Origin of the sequence: Paracraurococcus lichenis, assembly GCF_030657435.1 — a bacterium.
Lineage (GTDB): Bacteria > Pseudomonadota > Alphaproteobacteria > Acetobacterales > Acetobacteraceae > Paracraurococcus > Paracraurococcus lichenis.
In genome coordinates this window covers 207,391-231,965 of sequence record NZ_JAUTWS010000005.1, presented here as the reverse complement: position 1 = coordinate 231,965, position 24,575 = coordinate 207,391, and the positions used below count along the sequence as shown (strand labels likewise).

At 73.5% G+C, this 24,575-nt stretch carries 21 protein-coding genes; 11 read left to right on the top strand and 10 right to left on the bottom strand.

What is annotated here, in order from left to right:
* Positions 1 to 111: 111 nt before the first annotated feature.
* The gene (locus Q7A36_RS07450) at positions 112 to 306 is read right to left on the bottom strand and encodes a twin transmembrane helix small protein (RefSeq protein ID WP_305103037.1); all 195 of its coding nucleotides are present in this window, start codon (positions 304 to 306) and stop codon (positions 112 to 114) included.
* 128 nt (positions 307 to 434) lie between these two features.
* Between Q7A36_RS07450 and Q7A36_RS07445 the strand changes: the two genes are divergently transcribed.
* From Q7A36_RS07445 to Q7A36_RS07405, 9 genes are all read left to right on the top strand, one after another.
* Positions 435 to 2,897 (top strand): mechanosensitive ion channel domain-containing protein, encoded by a 2,463-nt coding sequence (locus Q7A36_RS07445; protein ID WP_305103036.1) that lies wholly within the window; start codon positions 435 to 437, stop codon positions 2,895 to 2,897.
* Between the two features lie 297 nt (positions 2,898 to 3,194).
* On the top strand, positions 3,195 to 4,676 hold the full coding sequence (locus tag Q7A36_RS07440) for a mannitol dehydrogenase family protein (protein WP_305103035.1): 1,482 nt from the start codon (positions 3,195 to 3,197) through the stop codon (positions 4,674 to 4,676).
* A 195-nt stretch (positions 4,677 to 4,871) separates the two neighbouring features.
* Positions 4,872 to 6,191: an ABC transporter substrate-binding protein gene (locus Q7A36_RS07435; protein WP_305103034.1), complete on the top strand. Its 1,320-nt coding sequence runs from the start codon at positions 4,872 to 4,874 to the stop codon at positions 6,189 to 6,191.
* Between the two features lie 19 nt (positions 6,192 to 6,210).
* On the top strand, positions 6,211 to 7,125 hold the full coding sequence (locus Q7A36_RS07430; RefSeq protein ID WP_305103033.1) for a carbohydrate ABC transporter permease: 915 nt from the start codon (positions 6,211 to 6,213) through the stop codon (positions 7,123 to 7,125).
* 3 nt (positions 7,126 to 7,128) lie between these two features.
* Complete coding sequence (locus Q7A36_RS07425) at positions 7,129 to 7,950, top strand: carbohydrate ABC transporter permease (protein WP_305103032.1); 822 nt, start codon at positions 7,129 to 7,131, stop codon at positions 7,948 to 7,950.
* Between the two features lie 10 nt (positions 7,951 to 7,960).
* Positions 7,961 to 9,058, top strand: coding sequence for an ABC transporter ATP-binding protein (locus Q7A36_RS07420; protein ID WP_305103031.1), 1,098 nt, complete (start codon positions 7,961 to 7,963; stop codon positions 9,056 to 9,058).
* Between the two features lie 5 nt (positions 9,059 to 9,063).
* A complete protein-coding gene (locus Q7A36_RS07415; RefSeq protein WP_305103030.1) occupies positions 9,064 to 10,011 on the top strand; it encodes a carbohydrate kinase family protein in 948 nt (315 codons plus the stop codon).
* 136 nt (positions 10,012 to 10,147) lie between these two features.
* On the top strand, positions 10,148 to 11,620 hold the full coding sequence (gene xylB, locus Q7A36_RS07410) for a xylulokinase (protein ID WP_305103029.1): 1,473 nt from the start codon (positions 10,148 to 10,150) through the stop codon (positions 11,618 to 11,620).
* Positions 11,617 to 12,387: an L-iditol 2-dehydrogenase gene (locus tag Q7A36_RS07405; protein WP_305103028.1), complete on the top strand. Its 771-nt coding sequence runs from the start codon at positions 11,617 to 11,619 to the stop codon at positions 12,385 to 12,387. The genes xylB and Q7A36_RS07405 overlap by 4 nt, the downstream gene beginning before the upstream one ends.
* 61 nt (positions 12,388 to 12,448) lie before the next feature.
* On the opposite strand, the gene Q7A36_RS07400 is transcribed toward Q7A36_RS07405, so the two are convergent.
* From Q7A36_RS07400 to Q7A36_RS07390, 3 genes are all read right to left on the bottom strand, one after another.
* On the bottom strand, positions 12,449 to 13,786 hold the full coding sequence (locus Q7A36_RS07400) for a putative bifunctional diguanylate cyclase/phosphodiesterase (protein ID WP_305103027.1): 1,338 nt from the start codon (positions 13,784 to 13,786) through the stop codon (positions 12,449 to 12,451).
* Between the two features lie 64 nt (positions 13,787 to 13,850).
* Positions 13,851 to 14,159, bottom strand: a complete 309-nt coding sequence (locus Q7A36_RS07395; protein ID WP_305103026.1) for an AzlD family protein — start codon at positions 14,157 to 14,159, stop codon at positions 13,851 to 13,853.
* Complete coding sequence (locus Q7A36_RS07390) at positions 14,156 to 14,860, bottom strand: AzlC family ABC transporter permease (RefSeq protein ID WP_305103025.1); 705 nt, start codon at positions 14,858 to 14,860, stop codon at positions 14,156 to 14,158. Before Q7A36_RS07390 ends, Q7A36_RS07395 begins: the two co-directional genes overlap by 4 nt.
* A 106-nt stretch (positions 14,861 to 14,966) precedes the next feature.
* On the opposite strand from Q7A36_RS07390, the gene Q7A36_RS07385 reads away from it, so the two are divergent.
* Positions 14,967 to 15,788, top strand: a complete 822-nt coding sequence (locus Q7A36_RS07385; protein WP_305103024.1) for an SDR family NAD(P)-dependent oxidoreductase — start codon at positions 14,967 to 14,969, stop codon at positions 15,786 to 15,788.
* A 22-nt stretch (positions 15,789 to 15,810) separates the two neighbouring features.
* Here the strand turns inward: Q7A36_RS07385 and Q7A36_RS07380 are convergent, their stop codons facing one another.
* From Q7A36_RS07380 to Q7A36_RS07355, 6 genes are all read right to left on the bottom strand, one after another.
* Positions 15,811 to 17,451 carry an alpha-amylase family glycosyl hydrolase gene (locus Q7A36_RS07380; RefSeq protein ID WP_305103023.1) on the bottom strand — a complete coding sequence of 547 codons (1,641 nt, stop codon included), beginning with the start codon at positions 17,449 to 17,451 and terminating at the stop codon, positions 15,811 to 15,813.
* A gap of 159 nt (positions 17,452 to 17,610) precedes the next feature.
* Positions 17,611 to 18,177 carry an EF-hand domain-containing protein gene (locus Q7A36_RS07375; protein ID WP_305103022.1) on the bottom strand — a complete coding sequence of 189 codons (567 nt, stop codon included), beginning with the start codon at positions 18,175 to 18,177 and terminating at the stop codon, positions 17,611 to 17,613.
* A 111-nt stretch (positions 18,178 to 18,288) separates the two neighbouring features.
* Positions 18,289 to 18,483, bottom strand: coding sequence for a heavy-metal-associated domain-containing protein (locus tag Q7A36_RS07370; RefSeq protein WP_305103021.1), 195 nt, complete (start codon positions 18,481 to 18,483; stop codon positions 18,289 to 18,291).
* Between the two features lie 119 nt (positions 18,484 to 18,602).
* Positions 18,603 to 19,022: a Cu(I)-responsive transcriptional regulator gene (gene cueR, locus Q7A36_RS07365; RefSeq protein WP_305103020.1), complete on the bottom strand. Its 420-nt coding sequence runs from the start codon at positions 19,020 to 19,022 to the stop codon at positions 18,603 to 18,605.
* Positions 19,019 to 21,442, bottom strand: a complete 2,424-nt coding sequence (locus tag Q7A36_RS07360) for a heavy metal translocating P-type ATPase (RefSeq protein ID WP_305103019.1) — start codon at positions 21,440 to 21,442, stop codon at positions 19,019 to 19,021. Before Q7A36_RS07360 ends, cueR begins: the two co-directional genes overlap by 4 nt.
* A 249-nt stretch (positions 21,443 to 21,691) precedes the next feature.
* A complete protein-coding gene (locus Q7A36_RS07355; RefSeq protein WP_305103018.1) occupies positions 21,692 to 23,539 on the bottom strand; it encodes a multicopper oxidase family protein in 1,848 nt (615 codons plus the stop codon).
* Between the two features lie 262 nt (positions 23,540 to 23,801).
* Here Q7A36_RS07355 and Q7A36_RS07350 point away from each other — a divergent pair, with 262 nt between their 5' ends.
* Entirely contained in the window at positions 23,802 to 24,572 is a 771-nt protein-coding gene (locus Q7A36_RS07350; protein WP_305103017.1) for a hypothetical protein, read from the top strand.
* Positions 24,573 to 24,575: the final 3 nt, after the last annotated feature.

Sequence of the window (24,575 nt, the reverse complement as noted above, 5' to 3'; positions counted from 1 at the left end):
AGTTGGTCTCCGGCACCCAGGCCGCCGCCGCACCCGGCGGCGCGGTGGTCCGCCCCGCGCAAACCCGCGGCAAAATAGGGCGGGCCGGCGCGGGCTGTCAAAACGGCCGGCTCAGTGTCGGCTGAGCAACAGCAGCAGGGCGAAGAGGGCGAGCGTCACCCCCTGCAGCACCACGCGCCATCGCATCAGGGTGTTGGACCGCGTCCCGGTGCCGTCCGACCTGGTGATGCCGAGCATGCCGGCCAGCAGGACGCCCACGGTGGCGAGCATGCCGATGCCGACGAGGATCGTGAGGAGGGTCGTCATGGAGACCATCTAGAGGAGCGCGGGGAAACCGCAATGCCCGGCCGCGACGCCGATTTGTTCCGCCCCTGGCCGCATGTCCGGCAGGGAATCCTTGACCCGGCCGGCCCCATGGGCTTGCTCCCCGCCGCATGAGACTTCTCCGCATCCTCCTCCTCGGCCTGCTCCTGCTGCCGGGGCCGGGCGGCCGGCCGGCGATCGCGCAGCCGGCCGGGCTGACCAGCGCCGACCTCGAACGGGCCGCCGCGCTGCTGCGGGACGACGCGCGGCGGGCGGAATTCCTCCGCACGCTGGAGGCGCTGGCCGCCGCCAGCCGGAGCGCGCCACCCCATGCCGCGCCGCAACCCGCCGCCGGCCGGGCCGCGCCGGCCCCCGCCGCGGTGCAGCCGGCCGGCCCGCCGCCGGCCCCGGCGGCAGCGAGCCCCGCCCCGACCAATGCCCCGGCGGCGGAGGGGTCGGAAGCGGAGGCGACCCCGCCGCCCGCCGCGGCCCCGGCCCCCGCCCCGGCGGCCCAAGGGGGAGCCCAAGGGGCAGCGCCTGGCGCGGCCCCGGCCACGCCCCCCGCCGCGCCCGACCCGCTGATCGCCCCCAATACCGTCGGCGCGCAGATCCTCGCCGGCCTCTCCGGCCGTGTCAGGGCGGTGGCGGAGGAGGCGCTGGACGGCATCCGCTCCATGGCCGACCTCCCGGCGCTCTGGGACGCCGCGGAGGACCTGGTCCGCGACCCGGTCTCCCGCACCCGGCTGCTGGATGCCGCCTGGAAGCTGCTGGTGCTGACCGCGCTCGGCCTCTGCGCGGAATGGCTGATGGTGCGCGTCGTCACCCGGCCACGGCGCTGGCTGGACACCATGGCGCTGGAGGCGGACGACACGCCCTGGGCCTGGCTGAAGCGGGCGCCGCTGGTGCTGGGGCGGCTGCTGGTGGACCTGCTGCCGATCGCCGCCTTCGGCCTCGCGGTCTATGGCCTCTTCGGCCTGATGCAGCCGCTGCCGACCACGCGGCTGGTCGGGCTGATGATGGCGCATACCTATATGGGCGCCCGCATCGCCTTCGCCGTCGCGCGCATGCTGCTCTCCCCCGCCTCCGACCACCTGCGGCTGATCCCCTGCGGCAATGCCGCCGCCGTCTGGGGCATCCGCTGGCTGCGGCGGCTGATGCTGGTCGGCCTCGGCGGCTATACCCTGGCCGAGGCCGGGCTGCTGCTCGGCCTGCCCTGGTCGGCCTATGACGCCATCATCAACCTGACCCTGTTGGTCATCTCCCTGCTGCTCGCCCGCATCGTGCTGCAGCAGCGGGAGGCGGTGGCCGCCCTGCTCCGCGCCGACCCGCTGCCGGCCGGCGAGGAAGCGACCGGCACCCGCCACCTGCTGCGCAGCGCCCGCGACCAGCTTGCCGATATCTGGCACGTCCTCGTCATCCTCTGGCTGATCGTCGCCTGGGCGGTCTGGGCGCTGGCGCTGGAGAACGGCCTGCACCGGCTGGCGGTCGGGACGGTGCTGACGGTGCTGATCGTCGGCCTCGCCAAGGCGCTGGACGAGGGCATCGCCTGGTCCATGGACCGCGTGCTGCATCCGGGGCCGGAGATGGCGAAGCGCTTCCCGGGCCTCGCCGTCCGTGCGGCGCAATACGTGCCACTGCTGAAGACCCTGGTCTCCGCCCTGCTCGGCGGCGCCTCTGTCGTGCTGCTGCTGGAGGTCTGGGGCTTCAACAGCCTCGCCTGGTTCGAGCCGGGGACGCTCGGCCGCCGGCTGCTCGACACCTTCGCCTCCATCGGCGTGACGCTGGTGATGGCGCTGGTGGTGTGGGAGGCGGCGAATTCCGCCATCCAGCGGCGGCTGCACCGGCTGTCGCGCGACAGCCAGGCGGCGCGCAGCGCCCGCGTGCGCACCCTGCTGCCGATGCTGCGCACCGTCCTCGGCGTGGTGATCCTGGTCTTCGTGGTGCTGAACGCCCTCGCCCAGCTCGGCATCAACGTCGCGCCCCTGCTGGCCGGCGCCGGCGTGGTCGGCCTGGCCATCGGCTTCGGCTCCCAGACGCTGGTGCGGGACGTCATCACCGGCGTCTTCCTGCTGCTCGAGGATGCGGTCGCGGTCGGCGACGTGGTGCAGCTCGGCGGCCTCTCGGGCGTGGTCGAGCACCTCTCGATCCGCTCCATCAAGCTGCGGGCGACGGATGGCAGCGTGCACATCGTGCCCTTCAGCGCGGTGACGACGGTGACCAACATGACCCGCGATTTCAGCTTTGCGGTGCTGGACGTGACGGTGGCTTATTCCGAGGACACCGATCGCGTGGTGGCGGCGCTGAAGGAGATCGGCGCCGAGATCCGCGGCGAGGCCAAGTGGAAGCCGCTGATCCGCGACGACATTGATGTCTGGGGCGTGGAGAAGCTGGCCGACAACGGGGTGGCGATCCGCGCCCGGGTGAAGACCGAGCCGGCGGCGCGCTGGCCGGTGGCGCGGGAGTTCAACCGGCGGATCAAGCAGCGCTTTGACGAACTGGGCATCATGATCCCGCGCCCGCAGCCCATGGTGCTGGTCGAGCGCCCGGCCGAGCCGCGCGCCCCGGATCCCGACCTGGCGCAGGCGGCGCAGTGACGCCGGCGGCGCGGCCGCGGCGGCCGCGCCGCGACGCCTCCCCCGGCCCATCCCGGAACTGCCGGGGGCCGCCGCGGCAGGCCCGACCTGCTGCGCGGCGAGGCGGCGGAACAAGCGCCGGCGACCCGCTTGGCGCGCCGATAGGCACGATCGCATCGGTCATCGCGCCCTGCCGGTCTGGCGCGATGGGCATTTCCGTGCCGTGCTGAAAAAAATTCCGCGCTACGGATCGCTGCCGGCATGGCGTCTACCGGCGGCGCCGCGCTAGGTCGCGGCCGCCATTCCGGAGCCAGCGCCGTGACCGCCATCGAGCTGAACCGCCGCACCCTGGCCGCCCTGCCTGCCTCGGTGCAGGTGCCGGCCTACGACCCCGCCGCCGTCGCGCCCGGCATCGTCCATCTCGGCCTCGGCGGCTTCCACCGCGCGCACATGGCCCGCTACACCCATGACCTGATGGAGCGCCGGCCGGATGCGCTGCGCTGGGGCATCCTGGGCGCCGGGCTGCTGCCGGGCGACCGCGCCATGGAACAGGCGCTGGCGCCGCAGGACGGCCTCTACACGCTGGTCGAGCGCAGCGGCGAGGCGGAGACCGTCACCGTCATCGGCGCGCTCGCCGGCGTGCTCTTCGCGGGCGAGTCCTCCGCCACGCTGCTCGCGGCCATGCAGGACCCGGCGATCCGCATCGTCAGCCTGACGGTCACCGAGAACGGCTATTGCCTCAATCGCGCGACCAAGCGGCTCGACCCGGAGCATCCCGCCATCCGGCAGGACCTGGCGACGCCCGAGGCGCCGCGCAGCGCCATCGGCATCCTGGTCGAGGGCTTCCGCCGCCGCCGCGCCGCCGGCCTGCCGCCCTTCACCGCGCTGACCTGCGACAACATCCAGCACAATGGCGAGGTGCTGCGCCAGGCCGTGCTGGACCTGGCCGAGGCACGCGACCCGGCGCTCGCCGCCTGGATCCGCGCCGAGGTCGCCTTCCCCAATACCATGGTGGACCGCATCACGCCCGTGACGCAGCCCGGGCAGGTCGAGGAACTCCGCGCGCGGCATGGCATCGCCGACCGCTGGCCGGTCTTCGCCGAGACCTTCCGGCAATGGGTGATCGAGGACCGCTTCCCCCAGGGCCGCCCGGCATGGGAGGAGGTGGGCGCGCAATTCGTCGCCGATGTCGCGCCCTACGAGTTCATGAAGCTGCGGCTGCTGAATGCCAGCCACCTCGCCATCGCCGGGCTCGGGCGTCTCGCGGGCCATGTCACCATCGACGAGACCATGGCCGACCCGCTCTTCCGCGCCTACATGGCGGCGCTGATGGACCGCGAGACCGGGCCGACCTTGCCGCCGGTGCCCGGCATCGACCTCGCGGACTACAAGCGCACCCTGATCGAGCGCTTCGCCAATACCGCCATCAGGGACACGGTGGAGCGGGTGAACACCGACGCGCCGATCAACGTGCTGGTGGACCCGATCCGCGACCGGCTGCGCATGGGCGGGGATGTCGGGCTGCTGGCCCTGGCGCTGGCCGCCTGGTTCCGCCGGGTGCGCGGGGAGGACGAGCAGGGCGCGCCCATCGAGGTGAAGCATCCACTCGCCGCGCTGCTGCGGGAAAAGGCGATCGAGGGCGGGCCGGACCCGGCGCCGCTGCTCGGCATCCGCCCGCTCTTCGGCGAGCTGGCCGACGACACACGGCTGGCTGCGGCGGTCGGGCACTGGCTCGGCTCGCTCTACGCCGTGGGGAGCCTGGAGACGCTGCGGCGCGCGGCACGCGAGGCGGGGTTCTAGCCAGACCTCCCGCGGGTTGCACCGGGAGGCCAGCCGTTCGGCATGCAACGCATTCCGCCGGCAATCGTTAGCGCGGAGAGTCGGTCCGGGCGGTCGCTGTGCTTGACGGGCTCGCGACTGTCGCGTTGATAAGAGGCGGAGTATCGCAACCGAGTCGGCTCCGCCAGGGCGCCGGCACAGGGGAGGAACCGATCGATGTCCAGGCGTCGCCTCGCCGCGCTCTTCGCTGCCTTCGCCGTCGCGCTGTTGCCGGGCGGCCGCGCCCTGGCCCAGGCCACGGTCACCATCGCCACCGTCAACAACGGCGACATGGTGGTCATGCAGCGGCTCTCAAGCCGCTTCGAGCAGCAGAACCCCGACGTGAAGCTGCGCTGGGTGGTGCTGGAGGAGAACGTCCTGCGGCAGCGGCTGACCACCGACATCGCCACCAAGGCCGGGCAATTCGACATCCTGACGATCGGCAATTACGAGGTGCCGATCTGGGCCAAGCAGGGCTGGCTGGCGCCCTTCGACAACCTCCCCGCCGCCTACGACGCCAACGACATCCTCGCCCCCGTCCGCACCGGCATCAGCCATGACGGCAAGCTCTACGCGCTGCCCTTCTATGCCGAGAGCGCGATGACCTATTACCGCACGGACCTGCTGCAGAAGGCCGGCATCACCATGCCGGCCGAGCCGACCTATGCGCAGATCCGCGACATCGCGGCGAAGATCACCGACAAGGCGAACCAGACCTATGGCCTCTGCCTCCGCGGCAAGCCGGGCTGGGGCGAGAACATGGCCTTCGTCACGCCGCTGGTGACAGCCTTCGGCGGCCAGTGGTTCGACGCGCAGTGGAAGCCGCAGCTCGACACGCCGGCCTGGCGCAACGCCGTCACCTGGTACAGCACCTCGCTCCGCGACTACGGCCCGCCCGGCGCCACCTCCAACGGCTTCAACGAGAACCTCGCGCTCTTCGCCGGCGGCCGCTGCGGCATCTGGATCGATGCCAGCGTCGCGGCCGGCCTGCTCTACGACACCAAGCAGTCGCAGGTGGCGGACAAGGTCGGCTTCGCGCCCATGCCGACCGGCGAGTTCACCGGCGGCCCGACCTGGCTCTGGAGCTGGAACCTGGCGATCCCCGCGACTTCCAAGCAGCAGGATGCCGCGCGGAAGTTCGTGTTGTGGGCGACGTCGAAGGACTATGTGAAGCTCGTCGCGCAGGAGAATGGCTGGGTGGCGGTGCCGCCGGGCACGCGGCAATCCACCTATGACAGCCCGGACTACCAGAAGGTCGCGCCCTTCGCCGGCTTCGTGCAGAAGGCGATTATGAGCGCGAACCCGAGCGCGCAGACCCGCAACCCGCGCCCCTATACCGGCGCGCAATTCGTCGCCATCCCGGAATTCCAGGGGCTGGGCACCCAGGTCGGGCAGACCATCGCCTCAACGCTGACCGGCACGGCGGTGGAGCAGGCGCTGCGTACCGCCGAATCGGCGACCGAGCGGACCATGCGGCAGGCCGGCTACCCGAAGTAGGACGTCGGAGGGGATGGGCATGTCCTCCTCCGCCCTCCGGCCGGGCAGCGGCGTCGCCGCGACGGCGCCCGAGGCCCGGCGCCGCGGCGCCTTCCCGCTGCTCGCGCCCTCGGTCGGCGTGCTGCTGCTGTGGATGATCGTGCCGCTGGTCATGACGCTGTGGTTCTCGGTCCAGCGCTACAACCTGCTGAACCCGGAGGTCTCGGGCTTCGCCGGGCTCGAGAACTACGAGTTCCTGGTGACCGACCCGGATTTCTGGGTCTCGCTGACCAATACGCTGATCCTGGTGGGATCGGTGCTGGTCATCACGGTCGGCTTCGGCACGCTCCTGGCGGTGCTCTTCGACCAGCCCTTCCCCGGGCGCGGCATCGCCCGGGTGCTGGCCATCTCGCCCTTCTTCGTCATGCCGACGGTCAGCGCGCTGGTCTGGAAGAACCTGATGATGCACCCGATCTACGGGGTGCTGGGGTCCCTCGCGCGCGCGGTCGGCATGGAGCCGGTGGACTGGTTCGCCGAATACCCGCTGTTTGCCATCATCGTCATCGTCGCCTGGCAGTGGCTGCCCTTCGCCCTGCTGATCCTGCTGACCGCGGTGCAGTCGCTGGACCACGAGCAGAAGGAGGCCGCGCGGATGGACGGCGCCGGGCCGGTGGCGCAGTTCCTCTTCATCACCCTGCCGCATCTCGGCCGCGCCATCAGCGTCGTGGTGATGATCGAGACCATCTTCCTGCTGACCGTCTTCGCCGAGATCTTCGTCACCACCTCCGGCGGCCCCGGCAATGCCACGACCAACCTCGCCTTCCTGATCTATGCCCGGGCGCTGCTGCAATTCGATGTCGGCGGCGGCTCGGCCGGCGGCGTGGTGGCGATCCTGCTCGCCAACATCGTCGCCTTCTTCCTCGTCCGCTCCATCGCCCGGCGGCTGGAGGTCTAGCCCATGCGCTCATCCGCCCGGCAGATGCTGCTGACCACGGTCCTCGGCTGGGGCGTGGCGCTGCTGCTCTTCTTCCCCATCCTCTGGATGGTGCTGACCAGCTTCAAGTCCGAGGTCGCGGCCATCGCCACCCCGCCGCAGATCCTCTTCACCCCGACGCTCGAGAGCTATGCGGAGGTGCAGCAGCGCGCGGACTACCTGCATTTCGCGCTCAACAGCGTCGTCATCTCGGTGGGCGGGACGGTGCTCGCCCTCGCCTTCGCCATCCCGGCCGCCTATGCCATGGCCTTCCACCCGACGGAGCGCACGCGCTCGACGCTGCTCTGGATGCTGTCGACCAAGATGCTGCCGCCGGTCGGCGTGCTGGTGCCGATCTACCTGCTCTTCCGCACCCTCGGCATCCTCGACACCCGCAGCGGCCTCGTCGTCATCTATGCGCTGATGAACCTGCCCATCGTGGTCTGGATGCTCTTCACCTTCTTCAAGGAGGTGCCGGGGGAGATCCTGGAGGCCGGCCGCATGGACGGCGCCCGCACCGGGTCGGAGTTCTGGCACCTGCTGCTGCCGCTCTCGGTGCCCGGCATCGCCTCCACCGGCCTGCTCTCCCTCATCCTCTGCTGGAACGAGGCCTTCTGGAGCCTGAACCTCACGTCGTCGGAGGCGGCGCCGCTGCCCGCCTTCATCGCCTCCTTCTCCTCGCCGCAGGGGCTGTTCTTCGCGAAGCTCTCCGCCGCCTCCACCATCGCGGTCGCGCCCATCCTGGTCTTCGGCTGGCTCAGCCAGCGCCAGCTCGTCCGCGGGCTGACCTTCGGCGCCGTGAAATAAGGGGACTGCCATGGCCACGCTCCAGCTCCGCAACATCCGCAAGAGCTACCTGGCGCATGAGGTCATCAAGGGCGTCGACCTCGATGTGGCGGACCGCGAGTTCGTCGTCTTCGTCGGCCCCTCCGGCTGCGGCAAATCGACCCTGCTGCGCATGATTGCGGGGCTGGAGGAGATCTCCTCGGGCGACCTGCTGATCGACGGCCAGCGGGTGAACGAGGTGGGGCCGGCCGATCGCGGCCTCGCCATGGTGTTCCAGTCCTATGCGCTCTACCCGCACATGACGGTGCGGCAGAACATGGCCTTCGCGCTGCGCATGGCAGGCGTGGCCAAGCCGGAGCGGGAGCGCAAGGTCGCCGAGGCCGCGCGCATCCTGCAGCTCGAGCCCTATCTCGACCGAAGGCCGAAGGAGCTCTCGGGCGGCCAGCGCCAGCGCGTCGCGATTGGCCGGGCCATCGTGCGCAACCCGCGCATCTTCCTCTTCGACGAGCCGCTCTCGAACCTCGATGCGGCGCTGCGCGGCCAGATGCGGATCGAGCTGGCGCGGCTGCACGAGGACCTGCAGGCCACCATGATCTACGTCACCCACGACCAGGTCGAGGCGATGACGCTCGCCGACAAGATCGTCGTGCTGCAGGCGGGCAAGGTGGAGCAGGTGGGCTCGCCGCTCGAGCTCTACCACCACCCCGCCAACCTCTTCGTCGCCGGCTTCATCGGCTCGCCGCGCATGAACTTCCTCAAGGCGCGCGTGCAGGGCGCCGATGGCGGCGGGGTGACGGTGGAGGCGGCGGGCGCGCGGCTGACGGTGCCCGCTGCCGGCACGGCGCGGCCGGGGGCGGAGGTCACGCTCGGCATTCGGCCGGAGGCGCTGCGGCCCGACCCGGCCGGCGCCTTCGCCGGGGAGGTGCGGCTGGTCGAGCGCCTCGGCGGCCTGACGCTGCTGCACGTCACGCTCGCGGGCGGCGAGGCGGCCATCGTGCAGATCGAGGGCAGCGACCCCACCCCGGCGCATGCGCCCATCCGCCTCACGGCCGATGCCGCGGCCTGCCACGTCTTCGACGCCGAGGGCCAGGCCCTGCCGGCGCTGGGGCGGCATCCGCTGGCGGCCTGACGCCGATGATCCTGGTCTGCGGCGAGGCGCTGATCGACCTCTTCGTCCAGGGGCCCGCCGCTGGCGCGACGCTGCCCGCGCTGGCCGCCGCCGGCGGCTCGCCCTTCAACCTCGCGGTCGGGCTGGCGCGGCTCGGCGTGCCGGCGGGCTTCCTCGGCGGGCTCTCGCAGGACGGGTTCGGGGATTTCCTGGCGGGGCGGCTGGCGGCGGAGGGCGTCGACACCGCGCTCGCCCGGCGCAGCCCGAAGCCGACGCCGCTGGTCGTCGTCTCGCCCGGGCCCGACGGGCACCCGCACTACACCTTCCACGCCCAGGACTGCGCCGAGCGCGACCTGAGCGCGGCCGACCTGCCGCCGGCGCTCGGCCCTGATGTGGAAGCGATCGCGCTTGGCTCCTATGTCCTCGCGGTCGAGCCGATCGGCAGCGCGCTGCTGGCGCTGGCCGAGCGCGAGGGGGCGCGGCGCGTGGTCAGCCTCGACCCCAATCTCCGCCCGGTGCTGGCGGGCGACCTCACCCGCTGGCGGGCGCGCTTCGACCGCTTCGTCGCCACCGCCGCCATCGTCAAGCTGAGCGAGGAGGACCTCGAGGCCGCCTATGGCGCCGGGGCCGATCCGGCGGCGCATGCCGCGCGCTGGCGCGCCGCGGGCGTCGGCCTGGTGGTGCTGACGCGCGGCGGCGCGGGCGCCACCGCCTTCCATGCCTGCGGCACCTTCGAGGAGGCGGGCCGCCCGGTCGCGGTCGCCGACACGGTCGGCGCCGGCGACACCTTCCATGCCGCGCTGCTCGCCCGCCTGCGCCACCACGGGCGGCTGACGCGGGAGGGCATTGCCGCGCTCGATGCCGACACCCTGCGGGACGTGCTGCGCTATGCCGGCGCCGCGGCCGCCATCACCTGCACGCGCCGCGGCGCCGACCTGCCGCGCGCGGCGGAGGTCGCGGCGGCGCTCGGCTGAGCGCGCCCTAAGCAGACTTTCGCGGGTTGGGCCACACTTCGTGCAGCCCAACCCTTTGCAGCGAAAGCCTGCTCAGGGTTTTGTTGCAGCGCAAACCCCGAGGGGTTTGCTTAGGCGGGCAGCAGAGGGAGGGCGCATGTTCCTCGGCTTCGATCTCGGCACCTCGGCGGTCAAGGCGCTGCTGGTGGATGGCGATCAGCGCGTGCTGGCCGAGGCCGCGGCGCCGCTCGCCGTCTCCCGCCCGCATCCCGGCTGGAGCGAGCAGGACCCGGAATCCTGGTGGCAGGCCGTGCTCGACTGCGTCGCGGCGCTGCGCGCGGCGCGGCCGGCGGACTGGGCGGCGGTGCGGGGCATCGGCCTCTCCGGCCAGATGCATGGCGCGGTGCTGCTGGACGAGCACGACACGGTGCTGCGGCCCTGCATCCTCTGGAACGACACCCGCAGCATGACGGAATGCCGCGCGCTGGAGGCCGCGGTGCCGGACCTGCACGCCATCGCCGGCAACCTCGCCATGCCCGGCTTCACCGCGCCGAAGCTGCTCTGGGTGCGGCGGCACGAGCCCGAAATCTTCGCCCGCACGCGCCATGTCCTGCTGCCCAAATCCTGGGTCGCGCAGCGCATGACGGGCGAGCGGGTGGAGGAGATGTCGGACGCCTCCGGCACCCTCTGGCTGGATGTCGGACAGCGCGACTGGTCGGAGGCGCTGCTGGCGGCGACCGGCCTGTCGCGCGCCGCCATGCCGCGGCTGGTGGAGGGCAGCGCGCCCGCCGGCCGGATGCGCGCGGCGCTGGCGGCGGAGTGGGGCTTCGCCGCGCCGCCGCTGCTGGCCGGCGGCGCCGGCGACAATGCGGCGGGCGCGGTCGGGCTCGGCGCCATCCGCGCCGGCGACGCCTTCGTCTCGCTCGGCACCTCCGGCGTGGTCTTCGCCACCACCGACCGCTACCGCCCCTGGCCGCAGGGGGCGGTGCACGCCTTCTGCCATGCCTTGCCCGGCACCTGGCACCAGATGGGCGTCACGCTCTCGGCCGCTGCCTCGCTGGCCTGGTGGGCGGGCGTCGCCGGCCTGCCGGAGGCCGCGCTGCTGCAGGAACTGCCGCCCCTGCGCGAACCCAGCCTGGCGCTCTTCCTTCCCTACCTGTCGGGTGAGCGGACGCCGCACAACGACGCCGCCATCCGCGGCGCCTTCGCCGGCCTGTCGCACGAGGCCGGGCGTGCCGCGCTGACCCAGGCGGTGCTGGAGGGCGTCGCCTTCTCCCTGCGCGACTGCGCCGATGCCCTCGCCGCCTCCGGCACCGCGCTGCGGGAGGCGACGGTGATCGGCGGCGGCGCCCGGTCCCGCGACTGGGTGGCGATCCTCGCCGCGGCGCTCGGCATCCCGCTGCACCGCCTCGCCGCGGGCGAGTTCGGCGGCGCCTTCGGCGCGGCGCGCCTGGCGCGGCTGGCCGTCACCGGCGAGGCCGCCGCGGCGGTCTGCACGCCCCCGGCCCGGGCGGAGACGGTCGAACCCGACCCCGCCCTCGCCGCCGCCTATGCCGCGCGCCTGCCGCGCTGGCGCGGGCTCTACCACGCCCTGTCCAAGGTTTCGTCCTCTGGGGAGACCACCGCATGATGCTCGCCGGCAAGTCGGCCCTGATCACCGGCGCGGCGCGCGGCATCGGCCGCGCCGTTGCCGAGCGCTATGTGCGGGAGGGCGCGCGGGTGATGATCGGCGACCTCAACGAGGCCGGCGCCGAGGAGGCCGCGGCCGCCATCGGGGAGGGCGCGCAGGCCATCCAACTCGACGTCACCCGCCAGGAGAGCATCGACGCCGCCATCGCCGGCACGGTCGCCGCCTTCGGCCGGCTCGACATCCTGGTCAACAATGCCGGCATTTTCGACCTCGCGCCGATCGTCGACATCACGCGGGAGAGCTACCAACGCGTCTTCGCGGTGAACGTGGAGGGGCTGCTCTTCACCCTGCAGGCCGCGGCGAAGCAGATGATCGCGCAGGGGCAGGGCGGGAAGATCATCAACTTTGCCTCCCAGGCCGGGCGGCGGGGGGAGGCGCTGGTCGCCGTCTACTGCGCCTCCAAGGCCGCGGTCATCAGCCTGACGCAGAGCGCGGGCCTCGACCTCATCCGGCACGGCATCAACGTCAATGCCATCGCGCCGGGCGTGGTGGACAACGAGCACTGGGACGACGTGGACAGGCGCTTCGCGCGCTACGAGAACCTGCCGCCCGGCGAGAAGAAGCGCCGCGTCGGCGCTGCGGTGCCCTTCGGCCGGATGGCGCGGCCGGAGGAGATCGGCGGCCTCGCCGCCTTCCTCGCCAGCGCTGATGCCGACTACATCGTCGCCCAGACCTACAACATCGACGGCGGCAATTGGATGAGCTGACCGCCGGCCGATCAGGCCGGCGCCCTGCGCCGGAGCGCGCCGCGCAACAGGCCGGTCTCCCTCATGCGGCCTCTCCCATGCCGGACGTGGGCGGCGCGCCGAGGCGGCCGATGATCTCCGGCAGGTCGGCGGCCGGCGCGGGACGGCCGAGCAGGTAGCCCTGCGCCTCCGTGCAGCCCTCGGCGCGGATGCGCTCGAGCTGCGCCGCCGTCTCCACCCCCTCCGCCGTCGTGCGCATGCCGAGGCTGGCGCCGAGCGCCGCGACGGCCCGCACCACCGCCGCGTCGTCGGCGAAGCTGCGGTCGATCTTCACACGGTCGAAGGGGAAGCTGCGGAGCTGCGAAAGCGAGGAATAGCCGGTGCCGAAATCGTCGAGCGAGATGCGCACGCCGAGCGCCTTCAGCGCCTGCAACTGCCCCATGGTGCCCCAGCCGCCATCCTCGAGCAGCGCGCTCTCCGTCACCTCGAGCTCCAGCCGCGCCCCGGCCAGGCCGGCGGAGGCGAGCGCCGCCTGCACCGTCCCGACCAGCCTGCCGTCCTGGAACTGCTGCGGCGCGACGTTCACCGCGACGCGCAGCGGCGCCGGCCAGCCCGCGGCCTCCCGCGTCGCCTCGCCCAGCACCCAGTCGCCGATCGGGCCGATCAGCCCGATTTCCTCGGCCAGCGGGATGAAGGCCCCCGGCGGGACCAGGCCGGCCCCCGGCCGGTGCCAGCGCAGCAGCGCCTCGAACCCCGCGAGGCGGCGGGTCCCGAGGTCGAGCTGCGGCTGGTAGTGCAGGGCGAATTCGCCGCGCGGCAGGGCGGCGCGCAGCCCGAGCTCGAGCGCCCGCCGCGCCTCCGCCCGCGCCTGCAATTCGGGGACGAAGAAGCTGCAGCGGCCGCGGCCCTGGCCCTTCGACTGATAGAGGGCGAGGTCGGCGCGCGACATCAGCGTGTCCGGATCGGTGCCGTCCGCCGGCGCGAGCGCCGCGCCGATGCTGGCGCCGACCATCGCCACCTGGCCGCGGACGACATAGGGGCGGGCCAGCAGCTCGACCAGCCGGTCCGCAACGCCGGCGACCGCCTCCCGCGCCGTGGGCGGGGCGAGCAGCACCGCGAACTCGTCGCCGCCGAGGCGCGCCGCGACATCGCCGGGCCGGAGGGCCGAGCGCAGCCGTCGCCCTGCCGCCTGCAGCAGCGCATCCCCCGCGGGATGTCCGAGCGCGTCGTTCACCGCCTTGAAGCGGTCGAGGTCGATCAGCAGGACGCCCGGCCCCTCGGCGGCATGCCCGGCCAGCGCCTCGGCCAGGCGGTCGCGGAACTGCCGCCGGTCGGCGAGGCCGGTCAGCGGGTCCGCCGCCACCCGCGCCGGGCATTGCGCGCAGATCCCCTCCTGCCCCGCGGTTCCGCCCTCTGCCAAGCCCGCCTCCATCGGTAGGGTTGGCAAGGATGGGCGGCAATCGTGAGGAAGCGGTGAAGACCGCTCAGCCGAGCCCGGCCGCGCGGAAGAGCCAGAGCGTGCCCACCCCGGCCAGGATGGAGAGCGCCAGCCTGCCCAGCCGCGCCTGCACCAGCAGCACCACGGCGCCGGCCGCGGCCATGCCCCAGCCGCCGCGGAGGAAGGCGGGGGCGAGGAAGGCGACGAAGATGCAGCCCGGCAGGTGCTGCAGCATGGCATGCACGAAGGGCGGCGGGCGGGTGACGCGCAGCACGGCATAGCCGCCGGCCCGGCACAGATAGGTCGCCAGCGCCATGCCGAGGATGGCCGCCAGCACGTCCCAGCGCAGGCTCATGCCGCGCGCCGCCCGTCGCGCCAGGCGCCGTAGCCCGCGCCGGCGAAGGCGCCGAGGAGCACCGGCCAGGGCGCGCCGAGCCCCGCGCCCTGCACCAGGAGGGCGATGCAGCCGGCGAGCAGCCAGGGCTGCAGGTCCGACCGCCCGCGCCAGAGCTGCACCAGCAGGGCCAGCACCGCGGCCGAGGCGGCGAAGAAGACGGGATGCCCGGGCGGTAGCCGCAGCGCCGCGCCGAAGAGGTGCCCGACCGCGCACATCGCCATCCAGTTCAGCCACATGCCCGCGCTGGCGCCGAAGAGGAAGCCGACATCGCGCCGCCCGGCCCGCATCTCGGCGATCGCCAGGGCGAAGGAGTTGTCCACCAGCAGCGCCAGCGTGCCCCAGAGCCGGATCCCGCGCGCCCGGTCCAGCACCGGGGCCAGCGCCGCGCCCATCGGCGTCATGCGCAGGTTGATCACCAGGCAGGCGAGGGTGGCGGCGAGGACCGGCGCCGGATCGGCCCAGAGCTGCAGCGCGACGAGCTGGCTGGTGCCGGCGAAGACGAGGCCGCTCATCAGCAGGGTCTCGGCCAGCGAGAGGCCGGCCTGGTCCGCCGTCATCCCGACGACCAGGCCGAAGGGCGAGAGGCCGAGGGTGATGGCCATCGCCGCCTTCAGCCCGCGCGCCACCCCGTCCCGCGTGAAGCCGCCCCGCTGGTCCACGATCCGCCCTCCGTCACCCCTGGCGCATAGCAGCCCCGCCGCCCCTTGACCCCCGCGCTGACGGCGAGGCTTGCTGGCGGGCAACGCATTCCTGGGGGAGGGGAGGATGCTCGACCTGACCGGCAAGACCGCCTTCATCGCCGGCGCCGGCTCGGTCGGCGAGGCCAAGGGGGGAGAGAACTGGGGGAACGGCAAGGCGACCGCGGTGCTGATGGCGCGGCAGGGCGCCAGGGTCTACGGGGTGGACCTGAACCCGGCGGCAGTCGCCGAGACGGCGCGGATCATCGAGGCCGAGGGCGGCACCTGCGCCACCCGCACCGTGAACATGACCGTCGCCGCGGAGGTGCAGGCGGCGGTCGAGGACTGCCTCGCCCGCTTCGGGCGCATTGACATCCTGGTCAACAATGTCGGCGGCTCCGCCCCCGGCGACCCGGTGACGATGAGCGAGGAGGTCTGGGACGCCCAGATGGACCACAACCTGAAGACCGCCTTCCTCGGCTGCAAATACGTCCTGCCAGTGATGGAGCGGCAAGGGAGCGGGGCGGTGGTGAACATCTCCTCGGTCGCCGCGCTGTCGCACCAGGTGGAGGGCCGGACCAACGTCGCCTATGCCGCGAGCAAGGCGGGGATCATCGCCTTCACCCGCTCGACCGCGATCGCCTTCGTGAAGAAGGGCATCCGGGTGAACTGCGTGGTGCCGGGGACCATGCACACGCCGCTGGTCGAGCATCGCCTGGCGAAGCAGCTCGGCGCCAACGACGCCGCGGCGCTGATCGCCAAGCGCCATGCCGGCGTGCCGATCGGCCGCATGGGCGATGCCTGGGACGTGGCGCATGCCGTGCTCTTCCTCGCCTCGGAGGAGGCGCGCTACGTCACCGCGGCGCATCTGGTGGTCGATGGCGGGCTGACGGCGGCGCGGCCGGGCTGATCCCGGCCGGCCGCCGCCGCCGTCACGCGATCTCCGGCACCCGCGCCATGGCCGGGACCAGCAGCGCGAAGCCGTAGGCCGGCAGCACGCCGCCCGACGCGCCGAAGCCGCCGAGGCCGGCCTGGCCCGCCTCCAGCTGTGCCGGCAGCGGCACCGGCTGGCCGGACAGGTTGAAGACCAGCGTCACCCGCTGTCCCGCCGCCTCCCGCGTGAAGCCGAAGAGCGGCTCCGGCAGGTCGAGCGGCGCCGCCGTGCCCTGGCGCAGCGCCGGCTCCGCCCTGCGCAGCGCGATCAGCCGGCGGGCGAAGCGCAGCGTGCTGTCGGGGTCGCGCTCCTGCCCGTCCACCGCCAGCGCCCGATGGCTCGCCGGGACCGGCAGCCAGGGCGAGGACCAGGCGGGGGTGAAGCCGGCGAAGCGCTCGCCCTCCGCCCAGGGCATGGGCGTGCGGCTGCCGTCGCGGCCCTTGAACTCCGGCCAGTAGGTGATGCCGAAGGGGTCGCGGATCTCGTCCTTTTGCAACTGCGCCTCGGGCAGGCCCAGCTCCTCGCCCTGGTAGAGGCAGGCGCTGCCCGGCAGGCTCAGCAGCAGGGCCAGCAGCAGCCGGGTGAAGCGGGTATCGGCCTGTCCCCCCTGCTCGGTGCGATGGGGCGCCCAGCGGGTCGCGGCGCGCTCCACGTCGTGGTTGGAGAAGGACCAGCAGGGCCAGCCGCGCGCGCAGGTGGCGATGGCGTCGCGCAGCAGCGCCTGCAGCGTCGGCCGGTCGAAGCCGTGCCGCAGCGGCCGCAGCGTATAGGCCATGTGCAGCAGGTCGGGCGCGCCGGTATAGGCCGCGATGCGGTCGAAGGCGCCGTCCTGCGAGGAGACCTCGCCGAGCGAGACCGCGCCGGGATACTCGTCGAGCAGCGCGCGGATGCGGCGCAGCACGGCCATGCTGGCCGGCTGGATCATGTCGTGGTCGTGCCGCTGCAGGGCAAAGAGCTTCGCCGGCACCTGGCCGCCGGCGGGCCGCGCCGCCGGGTTGCTGCGCAGGCGCTCGTCATGCGTCAGGAAGTCGATGGCATCCAGCCGGAAGCCGTCCACCCCGCGGTCGAGCCAGAAGCGTGCGACATCCAGCAGCGCCTCGAGGCAGGCGGGGTGCTGCAGGTTCAGCGTGGGCTGGCTGGGCAGGAAGTGGTGCAGGAAGTACTGCCGCCGCCGCGGCTCCCAGCACCAGGCGCTGCCGCCGAAGACGCTGAGCCAGTTGTTCGGCGGCGTGCCGTCCGGCGACGGATCGGCCCAGACATACCAGTCGGCGGTGGGCGCCGCCTTGCTGCGGCGGCTGGCGGCGAACCAGGGGTGCTGGTCCGAGGTATGGCCGCCGACCAGGTCTACCAGCACCTTCAGGCCGCGCTGGTGCGCCGCCTCCAGCACCCGGTCGAAATCCGCCAGCGAGCCGAAGCTCGGGTCGATGGCGCAGTGGTCGGCGACGTCGTAGCCGAAATCCCGCTGCGGCGAGGCATAGACGGGACAGAGCCAGATCCCGTCCACGCTCAGCGCCGCGATGTGATCGATCCGTTGCAGCAGCCCCGCCAGGTCGCCGATGCCGTCACCGTCGGAGTCCGCGAAGCTGCGGGGATAGACCTGATAGAGAACCGCACCGCGCCACCAATCTGCCTGCTGCACCCTGCGCCCCCCCCCGCCTTCTGGTAGAGAATGAGTGAGGGGCGTGAGTATCAATCGAATATCGCGGTTTCGTGAATGCGGCGTGAGGGATGGGCAGGGCAGCACCCTGCGCGGGGGCCCTGGCCCGGCGGACCGTGCCGCCGGGCCGCGGGCGCGTCCTCAGCCCGGCGGCGGGGGCGGCGGAGGCGCGCCGTGGTGGGGCGGCATGTGGTGCCGCCCATGCGCAGCGAAGGGCAGTTCGTCCAGCGTCACGCCGTTGTCGCCATTGGCATCCAGCGCGCGAAGCTGGGCCTCGACCGCCGGGCGGAGCTCCTCCGGCGTCACCTTCCCGTCGCGGTTGGCGTCGATGGCGCGGAATATGGCGGCGGCCATGCGGGCCCGCATCGGGCTCGGCCCCGGTTGCGGCGCGCCGTCGGGCGCCGGCATCAGCCGGATGGCGAGCCATTCCTCCAGCACCAGGGCGCCGTCGCGGTTGCGGTCGGCCTCGGCGAAGCGCGCCTGGGCGAAGCTCCAGGCCTCCTCCGCCGTGACGCGGCCGTCGTGATTAGCGTCCACCCGCGCGAAGACCGCGGCCGGGCCGTGCATCATCGGGCCGCGCGGCCCGGGGGGCTGCGGCGCCGCGGCGCCGGGCGGAGGAGCGGCCGGCGGCGCGGGCTGCGCCAGCGCCGGCAGGGCGGCGCCGGCCAGCATGAGGGCCCCGAGGAGGGCCGGTCGGACATGTCGCATGGGGAGCGCACCTCTCGGTCTGCTGCGATGCTCCCGAGGATGGACGCGGCCTGTAACGCCGGGATGACGTGCTGCCGCCGATGCCGTAATGAAACGTAACGCAGCGCGGGCTCAGGCCGCGACCTTGTAGCCCTCCTCCTCGACCAGCGCCGCGACCTTCTCGCGGGGCAGCGAGGTCTCGGCCCGGACCGTCCCGGCGGCGAGGTCCACCTGCACCGCCGCGTCAGGGTCCTCGCCCTGGATCGCCTGGGTCACCGCCCGCACGCAGTGCTGGCAGCTCATGCCTTCGACCTTCAGCTCGATCATGTCAGTGCTGTCCTTCCGTTCGTGAGATTCCGTCGCGGATCAGGGTCACGCCTGCGGGCTTCCGGCGGCAGCGCCGCCGATGCCCCCGGCGATCTGATCGGTGGTGTGGTGGATCAGATTCACGCCTGCGGGCCGTCGACGGCGGTGCCGCCGACGCCCTCGGCGATCTGATCCAGGATGGGGCAGTCCGGGCGGGCATCGCCGTGGCAATGCGCCGCCAGGTGCTTCAGGCTGTTCGCCATGGCCTGCAGCGCCCGCGCCTTCTCCTCCAGCGCCGCGACATGCCGGAGCGCCAGGCTGCGCACCTCCGCGCTGGTCCGCCCGCGGTCGCGCCAGAGGGCGAGCAGCCTCCGCACGTCCTCGAGCGGGAAGGCGAGGTCGCGCGCGTGGCGGATGAAGCGCAGCACGGCGATGTCGGGCTCGGCATAGGCGCGGTAGCCGTTCGCCCGGCGCGCCGGGTGCAGCAGGCCGATGGATTCGTAGTGGCGGATCATCTTCTCCGACACGCCGGAGGCGCGCGAGGCCTCGCCGATGTTCATGCGCCCCTCCTTGCCTCGCCCTGTGGCCTCCACCGCGCCAGCAGCAGGGCATTCGCCAGCACGGAGACGGAGGAGAGCGCCATGGCCGCGCCTGCCATGGGCGGCGACAGCAGCCCGAAGGCCGCGAGCGGCAGGCCGACCAGGTTGTAGCCGAAGGCCCAGCCCAGGTTCTGCCGGATCTTCCCGAGCGTCCGCCGGGTGACGTCGAGCGCGGCCGGCACCAGGGCCGGATCGCCGCGCAGCAGCGTGATGCCGGCGGCCTGGATCGCCACATCCGTCCCCGTGCCCATGGCGATGCCGAGATCGGCGGCGGCCAGCGCCGGCGCGTCGTTCACGCCGTCGCCGACCATGGCGACGCGCTCGCCGCCGGCCTGCCAGGCGGCGACGCGCGCCGCCTTGCCGTCCGGCAGCACCTCGGCCGCGACGTCGTCGAGGCCGAGCCGGGCGGCGACGGCGCCGGCTGCGGCGCGGCTGTCGCCGCTGATCATGGCGGCCCTGACGCCGAGCGCCCGGAGGCCCGCAACCGCCGCCGCGGCGCCGGGCTTCTCGGAATCCTCGAAGGCCAGCAGCGCCAGGACGCGCGGCGCCGGCGCCGTCTCGACCAGCCAGGCCAGGGTGCGGCCCGCGGCGCCCTCGGCCCCGGCCGCCGCGGCGAGCGGGCCGGGATCGGCGCCCGCCTCGGCCAGCGCCCGCGGGCTGCCGAGCAGCAGCGCGCGACCCTCCACCCGGCCGCTGACGCCGCGGCCGGGCAGGGCGCGGAAGTCCTGCACCGGCGGCAGGTCGGGACCGGCCGCGGCGAGCACGGCGCGGGCCAGCGGATGCTCGCTGCCCGCCTGCAGCGCGGCGGCGAGGCGGAGCGCCGCCGCCTCCTCCGCCGCATGGATGGCGGCCAGCCGCGGCCGCCCCTCCGTCAGCGTGCCGGTCTTGTCGAAGGCGACCAGCGTGACGCCCTGCGCCCGCTCGATCGCCTCGGCATCGCGGACCAGGATGCCGGCCCGCGCCGCCGCACCCGTCCCGGCCATGATCGCCGCCGGCGTCGCCAGGCCGAGGGCGCAGGGGCAGGCGATGACCAGCACCGCGACCGCGCGCAGCACCGCCGCCTCGGCGCCCGCGCCGGCCAGTAGCCAGCCGAGCAGCGTCAGCGCCGCGATCCCGACCACGACAGGCACGAAGACGGCACTCACCCGGTCCACCAGCTTCTGCACCGGCGCCCGGCTGGCCTGCGCCGCGGCGACCAGGGCGGCGACGCGGGCCAGCACCGTCTCGGTGCCCACGGCCTTCGCCTCGATCACCAGCCGCCCGTCGAGGGCGATGGTGCCGGTGGAGACGGCGGCGCCCGGGTCCTTCTCGACCGGCCGGCTCTCGCCGGTCAGCGCGCTCTCGTCCACCCCGGCGCGGCCTTCCAGCACCGTGCCGTCCGCCGGGATGCGCTCGCCCGGCCGGACCACGAGGCGGTCGCCGACGGCCAGCGCGATGGCCGGCACCTCCTCCTCCGCCCCCGCCGCGGTCAGCCGCCGCGCGGTGCGCGGGCGCAGGTCCAGCAGGGCGCGGATGGCGGCGCCGGTCGCGCGCCGCGCCCGCGCCTCCAGCCACTTGCCCAGCAGGATGAAGAGGATGACGGTCGCGCTCGCCTCGAAATAGAGGTGGTGCTTCGCCTGCGCGCCGTGCGTCGCCAGCATGACGAGCGAGAGGCCGAAGGCGGCCGAGGTGCCGAGCGCGACCAGCAGGTCCATGTTGCCGGTGCCGGCCCGGAGCGCCGCCCAGCCCGCCCGGTAGAAGCGGGCGCCGAGCCAGAGCTGCACCGGCGCCGCCAGCGCGAGCTGGACCCAGGGATGCGGCATCCAGTCCCGGCCGAGGGCCATCCCGAGCATGCCGGCGAGGAAAGGCGCGGTCAGCAGCGCGGCGAGGATGAGGTCCCGCCGCTCCCGCCCGCCCTGTGCGGCGGCGGTATCGGCCTCCGCCTCGGGCGTCGCGGCGCGCACCGTGTAGCCGGCGCGGGCGATGGCAGCGGCCAGCGCCGCCTCCTCCGTCCCCGCCAGCATCGTCACCCCCGCGGTCTCGGTCGCGAGGTTCACCCGCGCCTCGAGCACCCCCGGCACCTTCGCCAACGCCTTCTCGACCCTGAGCGCGCAGGTGGCGCAGGTCATGCCGCCGATGCCGAGCTCGATGCGCTGTTCCGGCACCGCATAGCCGGCCTTCGCCACCGCCCCGAGCAGCACCGGCAGCGGCGCGGTGCCGCGCACCTCCGCGCGCTCGGTGGCGAGGTTCACCGAGGCCTCCGTCACGCCCGGCACCTTGCCCAGCGCGCGCTGCACCCGCCCGGCGCAGGCGGTGCAGGTCATGCCGGCGACCGGCAGGCTGAGGGTCGAGCCAAGGGGTTGGGAGGGGGTGAGGGGGGCTTCGGGCATGACCTGCCGCATGTGGTGCCTCCCACCATGGGAGGGTCAAGGGGCGGCCCTGTCCTTGCGCTGGATCAGGCGGCGGCACTTCGCGCGGGCGGCGGCCGGCGGATCGGGCGGAAAGCCGACCTGACGAAGACGCCGCCCGACGGTCTCGCCCGCTCCGGGCCGCTACCCCAGGCTGCGACTGCCATGGAGAGCCATGGCCGATCCGCCGGGAAGGATGGGATCCGAGGAGGCATGCCCGGGCCTGGGCAGCCCGGGCATGGATCAAGCCTGCCAGGGATCGTCGGTGACGACGTAAGGCCGCATCATCTCGTTGTCCTCGTGCGAGAGGATGTGGCAGTGCCAGACGAATTCGCCGGCGCGGTCGAAATGCGCGACGATGTCGACAGACTGGTGCGCGCCGACCCAGATCGTGTCCTGCCGGCCGGTATCCTCCGGCGCGATCGGCAATGCCTCGCCAAGCGACCAGGCGCCGCCATCCGGGATGCCGTCCGGCTGGACATCGTCGCCGCCATCGCCTCCATCCGCGAAGTCGATGGCATTGCGCGCGAGAAGCTGGAACTCCACCAGGTGGAGGTGGACCGGATGCGCATCGTCGGTGAAGTTGGCGATGCGCCACATCTCCGTCGCGCCGCGATGGATCACCTCGGTCACCGGTGCGTCCCAGCCCAGCGGGCCGAAGGGCACCGGGTTGCCGCCGATGTCGGTCCCCGCTTCCGCCAGCCCGAGCTGCGGCATCGGCCGGCCAAAATCGTCCTCCGTCTCGAACAGGCCGAGCTGGCGGATGCGGTCGGGCAGGGCCTGCGACAGGTCCGCGAAATGCGGGTCCAGCACCGTGCCGTCCTCGACCGAGGCGGCCGGCGCCGGGCCGCAGGATGCGACATCGAAGCGCATCAGGGCACCCATGCTGGTGCCGGTGGCCGTCTCGATCTCCTCCCCCTCGCCCGAGGCCAGCGAGCCGTCCGGGTTCAGCCCGACGAAGGGCGCGAAGGCGGGGCCGACATTCTCCAGCGTCACCGCATGCCCGGCCGCATGCGAGAAATCGACCACGAGGTCGACGCGGTCCGCCGGTGCCAGCACGATCTGCTCGCCCGCCTGCTGCACGCCGTCGCCGTCCATCACCGTGACGGCCTTCGGCAGCAGCCCGCCATCGGTGCCGACCAGCATGGCCTTCACCGAAGGGTCGTCGAAGCGCAGCACGTAGAAGCGGGAATCGGAGGCATTGAGGAGGTGCAGGAGGTATTGGCCCGGCCCCACCGCCTGCATCGGCCAGGCCATGCCGTTCACCAGCGGCACGTCGCCGAAGAATTCGGGCAGCACGCTCGGCAGCGGGCCGGCATAGTCGGGCGGCAATTCATCGGCGACCGTCCCCTCCCCGCCCGGCATCGGGTCGTCCGGAAAGGCCGGCAGGTAGAGCTGCCCATCGGCGGTGAAGGCGCGGTCCTGCAGGATGAGCGGCAGCGCCGTCTCGGCCTCCGGCAGCACGCCGGCCTGCACCAGTGCCGCCTCGGTCGCGTCCTGCAGCAGCACCATGCCGACGAGGCCCGAGCCGGCATGGATGCGTGTCAGGCCCAGCACGTGGTCATGGTACCACAGCGTCGCCGCCGGCTGGTCGTTGGGGTAGTCGTAGAGCTCGGTGGCGAATTGCCGCCCCGTCTCGGCGAAGTCCTGGGTGAACCAGGCCTCCGGCAGCCCGTCGCTTTCGGAGAGATTGTGCCCGCCATGCAGATGCACGACGGTCGGCACATAGCCATCCTCCAGTGTCGTCTCGGTCGGCATGGCCATGTGGATGCTGTCGTCGATTGGCAGCAGGTGCCCGGCGACCGGCAGTGCATTCTCCCACAGCACCTGCATCGGCTGGTCGCTGCGTGCGAGGATGGTCGGCCCGGGTGTCGTCACCGGTCCGTCCGGCGTGCCGAAGCCCCAGACGGTGGTCAGCAGCGGCTTGCCGGCCTCGTCGACCAGCCCCAGCCATTGCTCCGACTGCCGCATCTGCAGGACGAGATACGGCGTCGCCGCCGCATCGATCACCGGCGGCATGGGCAGCGGATGGACGAAGCGGGGCTGCGTTGCCAGGTCCAGCAGGACGGGTGCGTCCGGCGCAGTCTGCATGGCCGTCTCCTTCCCTCCCCCGGGGAAGAACGGGACGATGCTCGTGCTCCATTCACGGATGCGGAACGGGAATGGTGTGAATCGTCATCACGAATCGAATCAGGACAGATCGGAGCGTGGGCCGTGGGCGCGCCGGCTGCGGTCATGGCGGAGTCTTGCCCAGACCGCCGGTTCGGGCCGCAAGCAGCCGTCCCGGGCCAACGCCAGTTCGGCACCCCCCGCGCGCGGCTGCGCCCCGGCCGTTCCCGCCCATCTTCCGGCCATGCAAGCCGCCGCCCTCGCCGCCGCCCTCCGCGCCCTCTCGGCCCGCCTGCCGATGGCCGAGCCGCCGGAGGCCGCCCTCGCGGCCGAGGCCTGGCGGCAGTCCTGGCGGCCGGCGCGGGTCAGGCTGCTGCTGCTGGCCGAGAGCCACATGGCGACCTCCGCCGCCGAGCTTGCCATGCCCCTGCGCCTGCCCGTGGCGCTGGACTGGCCCGTCCCGGCCGGCTTCGTCCGCCACGTCTACTGCCCGGCCTATGGCGAGCCGGCGCTGGTCCCGGGCCTGCCGGTGCGCAATGCGGGCACGCCGCAATACTGGCGACTGCTGGCGGCGCTGGAGGGAAGCGCGCCGCCGACCCGCGCCAGCCATCCGGCACTGGCCGCCCGCCTCGCTGCCCGGGCGGCGCTGCTGCACCGGCTGCGGCGGCGGGGCATCTGGCTGACCGATGCCGCGCTGGCCGCCGTCGCCGGGCCGGGCGGGCAGCGGGCCGGCGCCGCCGCGCATGCCGAGGCGATCCGGGAAAGCTGGCGGCTGCATCACGGGACGATGCTGCCCGCGCTGGACCCGGCCGGGGTGGTGGTGATCGGCCGGGCCGTCGCCGCGGTGCTCCGCCCGGCGCTGGACGCCGCCTTTCCCGGCCGCTGGCAGGCGGTGCCGCAGCCCATGGGCGCCCGCGGCCGCGCCGCCACCGCCGCGCTGCATGCGACCCTCGCCGAGGCCGCGCGCCGCCACGCCCCGGCGGCCGCCGGGATGACCGGCACGGGCACTGATTGACAG

Excerpts from the sequence above, each read along its gene's own strand:
- Q7A36_RS07375 (WP_305103022.1), bottom strand. The coding sequence starts at position 18,177 with ATGCGACATGTCCGACCGGCCCTCCTCGGGGCCCTCATGCTGGCCGGC.
- xylB (WP_305103029.1), top strand. The coding sequence starts at position 10,148 with ATGTTCCTCGGCTTCGATCTCGGCACCTCGGCGGTCAAGGCGCTGCTG.
- Q7A36_RS07450 (WP_305103037.1), bottom strand. The coding sequence starts at position 306 with ATGACGACCCTCCTCACGATCCTCGTCGGCATCGGCATGCTCGCCACC.
- Q7A36_RS07370 (WP_305103021.1), bottom strand. The coding sequence starts at position 18,483 with ATGATCGAGCTGAAGGTCGAAGGCATGAGCTGCCAGCACTGCGTGCGG.
- Q7A36_RS07385 (WP_305103024.1), top strand. The coding sequence starts at position 14,967 with ATGCTCGACCTGACCGGCAAGACCGCCTTCATCGCCGGCGCCGGCTCG.
- Q7A36_RS07350 (WP_305103017.1), top strand. The coding sequence starts at position 23,802 with ATGCAAGCCGCCGCCCTCGCCGCCGCCCTCCGCGCCCTCTCGGCCCGC.
- Q7A36_RS07430 (WP_305103033.1), top strand. The coding sequence starts at position 6,211 with ATGTCCTCCTCCGCCCTCCGGCCGGGCAGCGGCGTCGCCGCGACGGCG.
- Q7A36_RS07435 (WP_305103034.1), top strand. The coding sequence starts at position 4,872 with ATGTCCAGGCGTCGCCTCGCCGCGCTCTTCGCTGCCTTCGCCGTCGCG.
- Q7A36_RS07395 (WP_305103026.1), bottom strand. The coding sequence starts at position 14,159 with ATGAGCCTGCGCTGGGACGTGCTGGCGGCCATCCTCGGCATGGCGCTG.
- Q7A36_RS07445 (WP_305103036.1), top strand. The coding sequence starts at position 435 with ATGAGACTTCTCCGCATCCTCCTCCTCGGCCTGCTCCTGCTGCCGGGG.
- Q7A36_RS07415 (WP_305103030.1), top strand. The coding sequence starts at position 9,064 with ATGATCCTGGTCTGCGGCGAGGCGCTGATCGACCTCTTCGTCCAGGGG.
- Q7A36_RS07425 (WP_305103032.1), top strand. The coding sequence starts at position 7,129 with ATGCGCTCATCCGCCCGGCAGATGCTGCTGACCACGGTCCTCGGCTGG.
- cueR (WP_305103020.1), bottom strand. The coding sequence starts at position 19,022 with ATGAACATCGGCGAGGCCTCGCGCGCCTCCGGCGTGTCGGAGAAGATG.
- Q7A36_RS07420 (WP_305103031.1), top strand. The coding sequence starts at position 7,961 with ATGGCCACGCTCCAGCTCCGCAACATCCGCAAGAGCTACCTGGCGCAT.
- Q7A36_RS07355 (WP_305103018.1), bottom strand. The coding sequence starts at position 23,539 with ATGCAGACTGCGCCGGACGCACCCGTCCTGCTGGACCTGGCAACGCAG.
- Q7A36_RS07360 (WP_305103019.1), bottom strand. The coding sequence starts at position 21,442 with ATGCGGCAGGTCATGCCCGAAGCCCCCCTCACCCCCTCCCAACCCCTT.
- Q7A36_RS07405 (WP_305103028.1), top strand. The coding sequence starts at position 11,617 with ATGATGCTCGCCGGCAAGTCGGCCCTGATCACCGGCGCGGCGCGCGGC.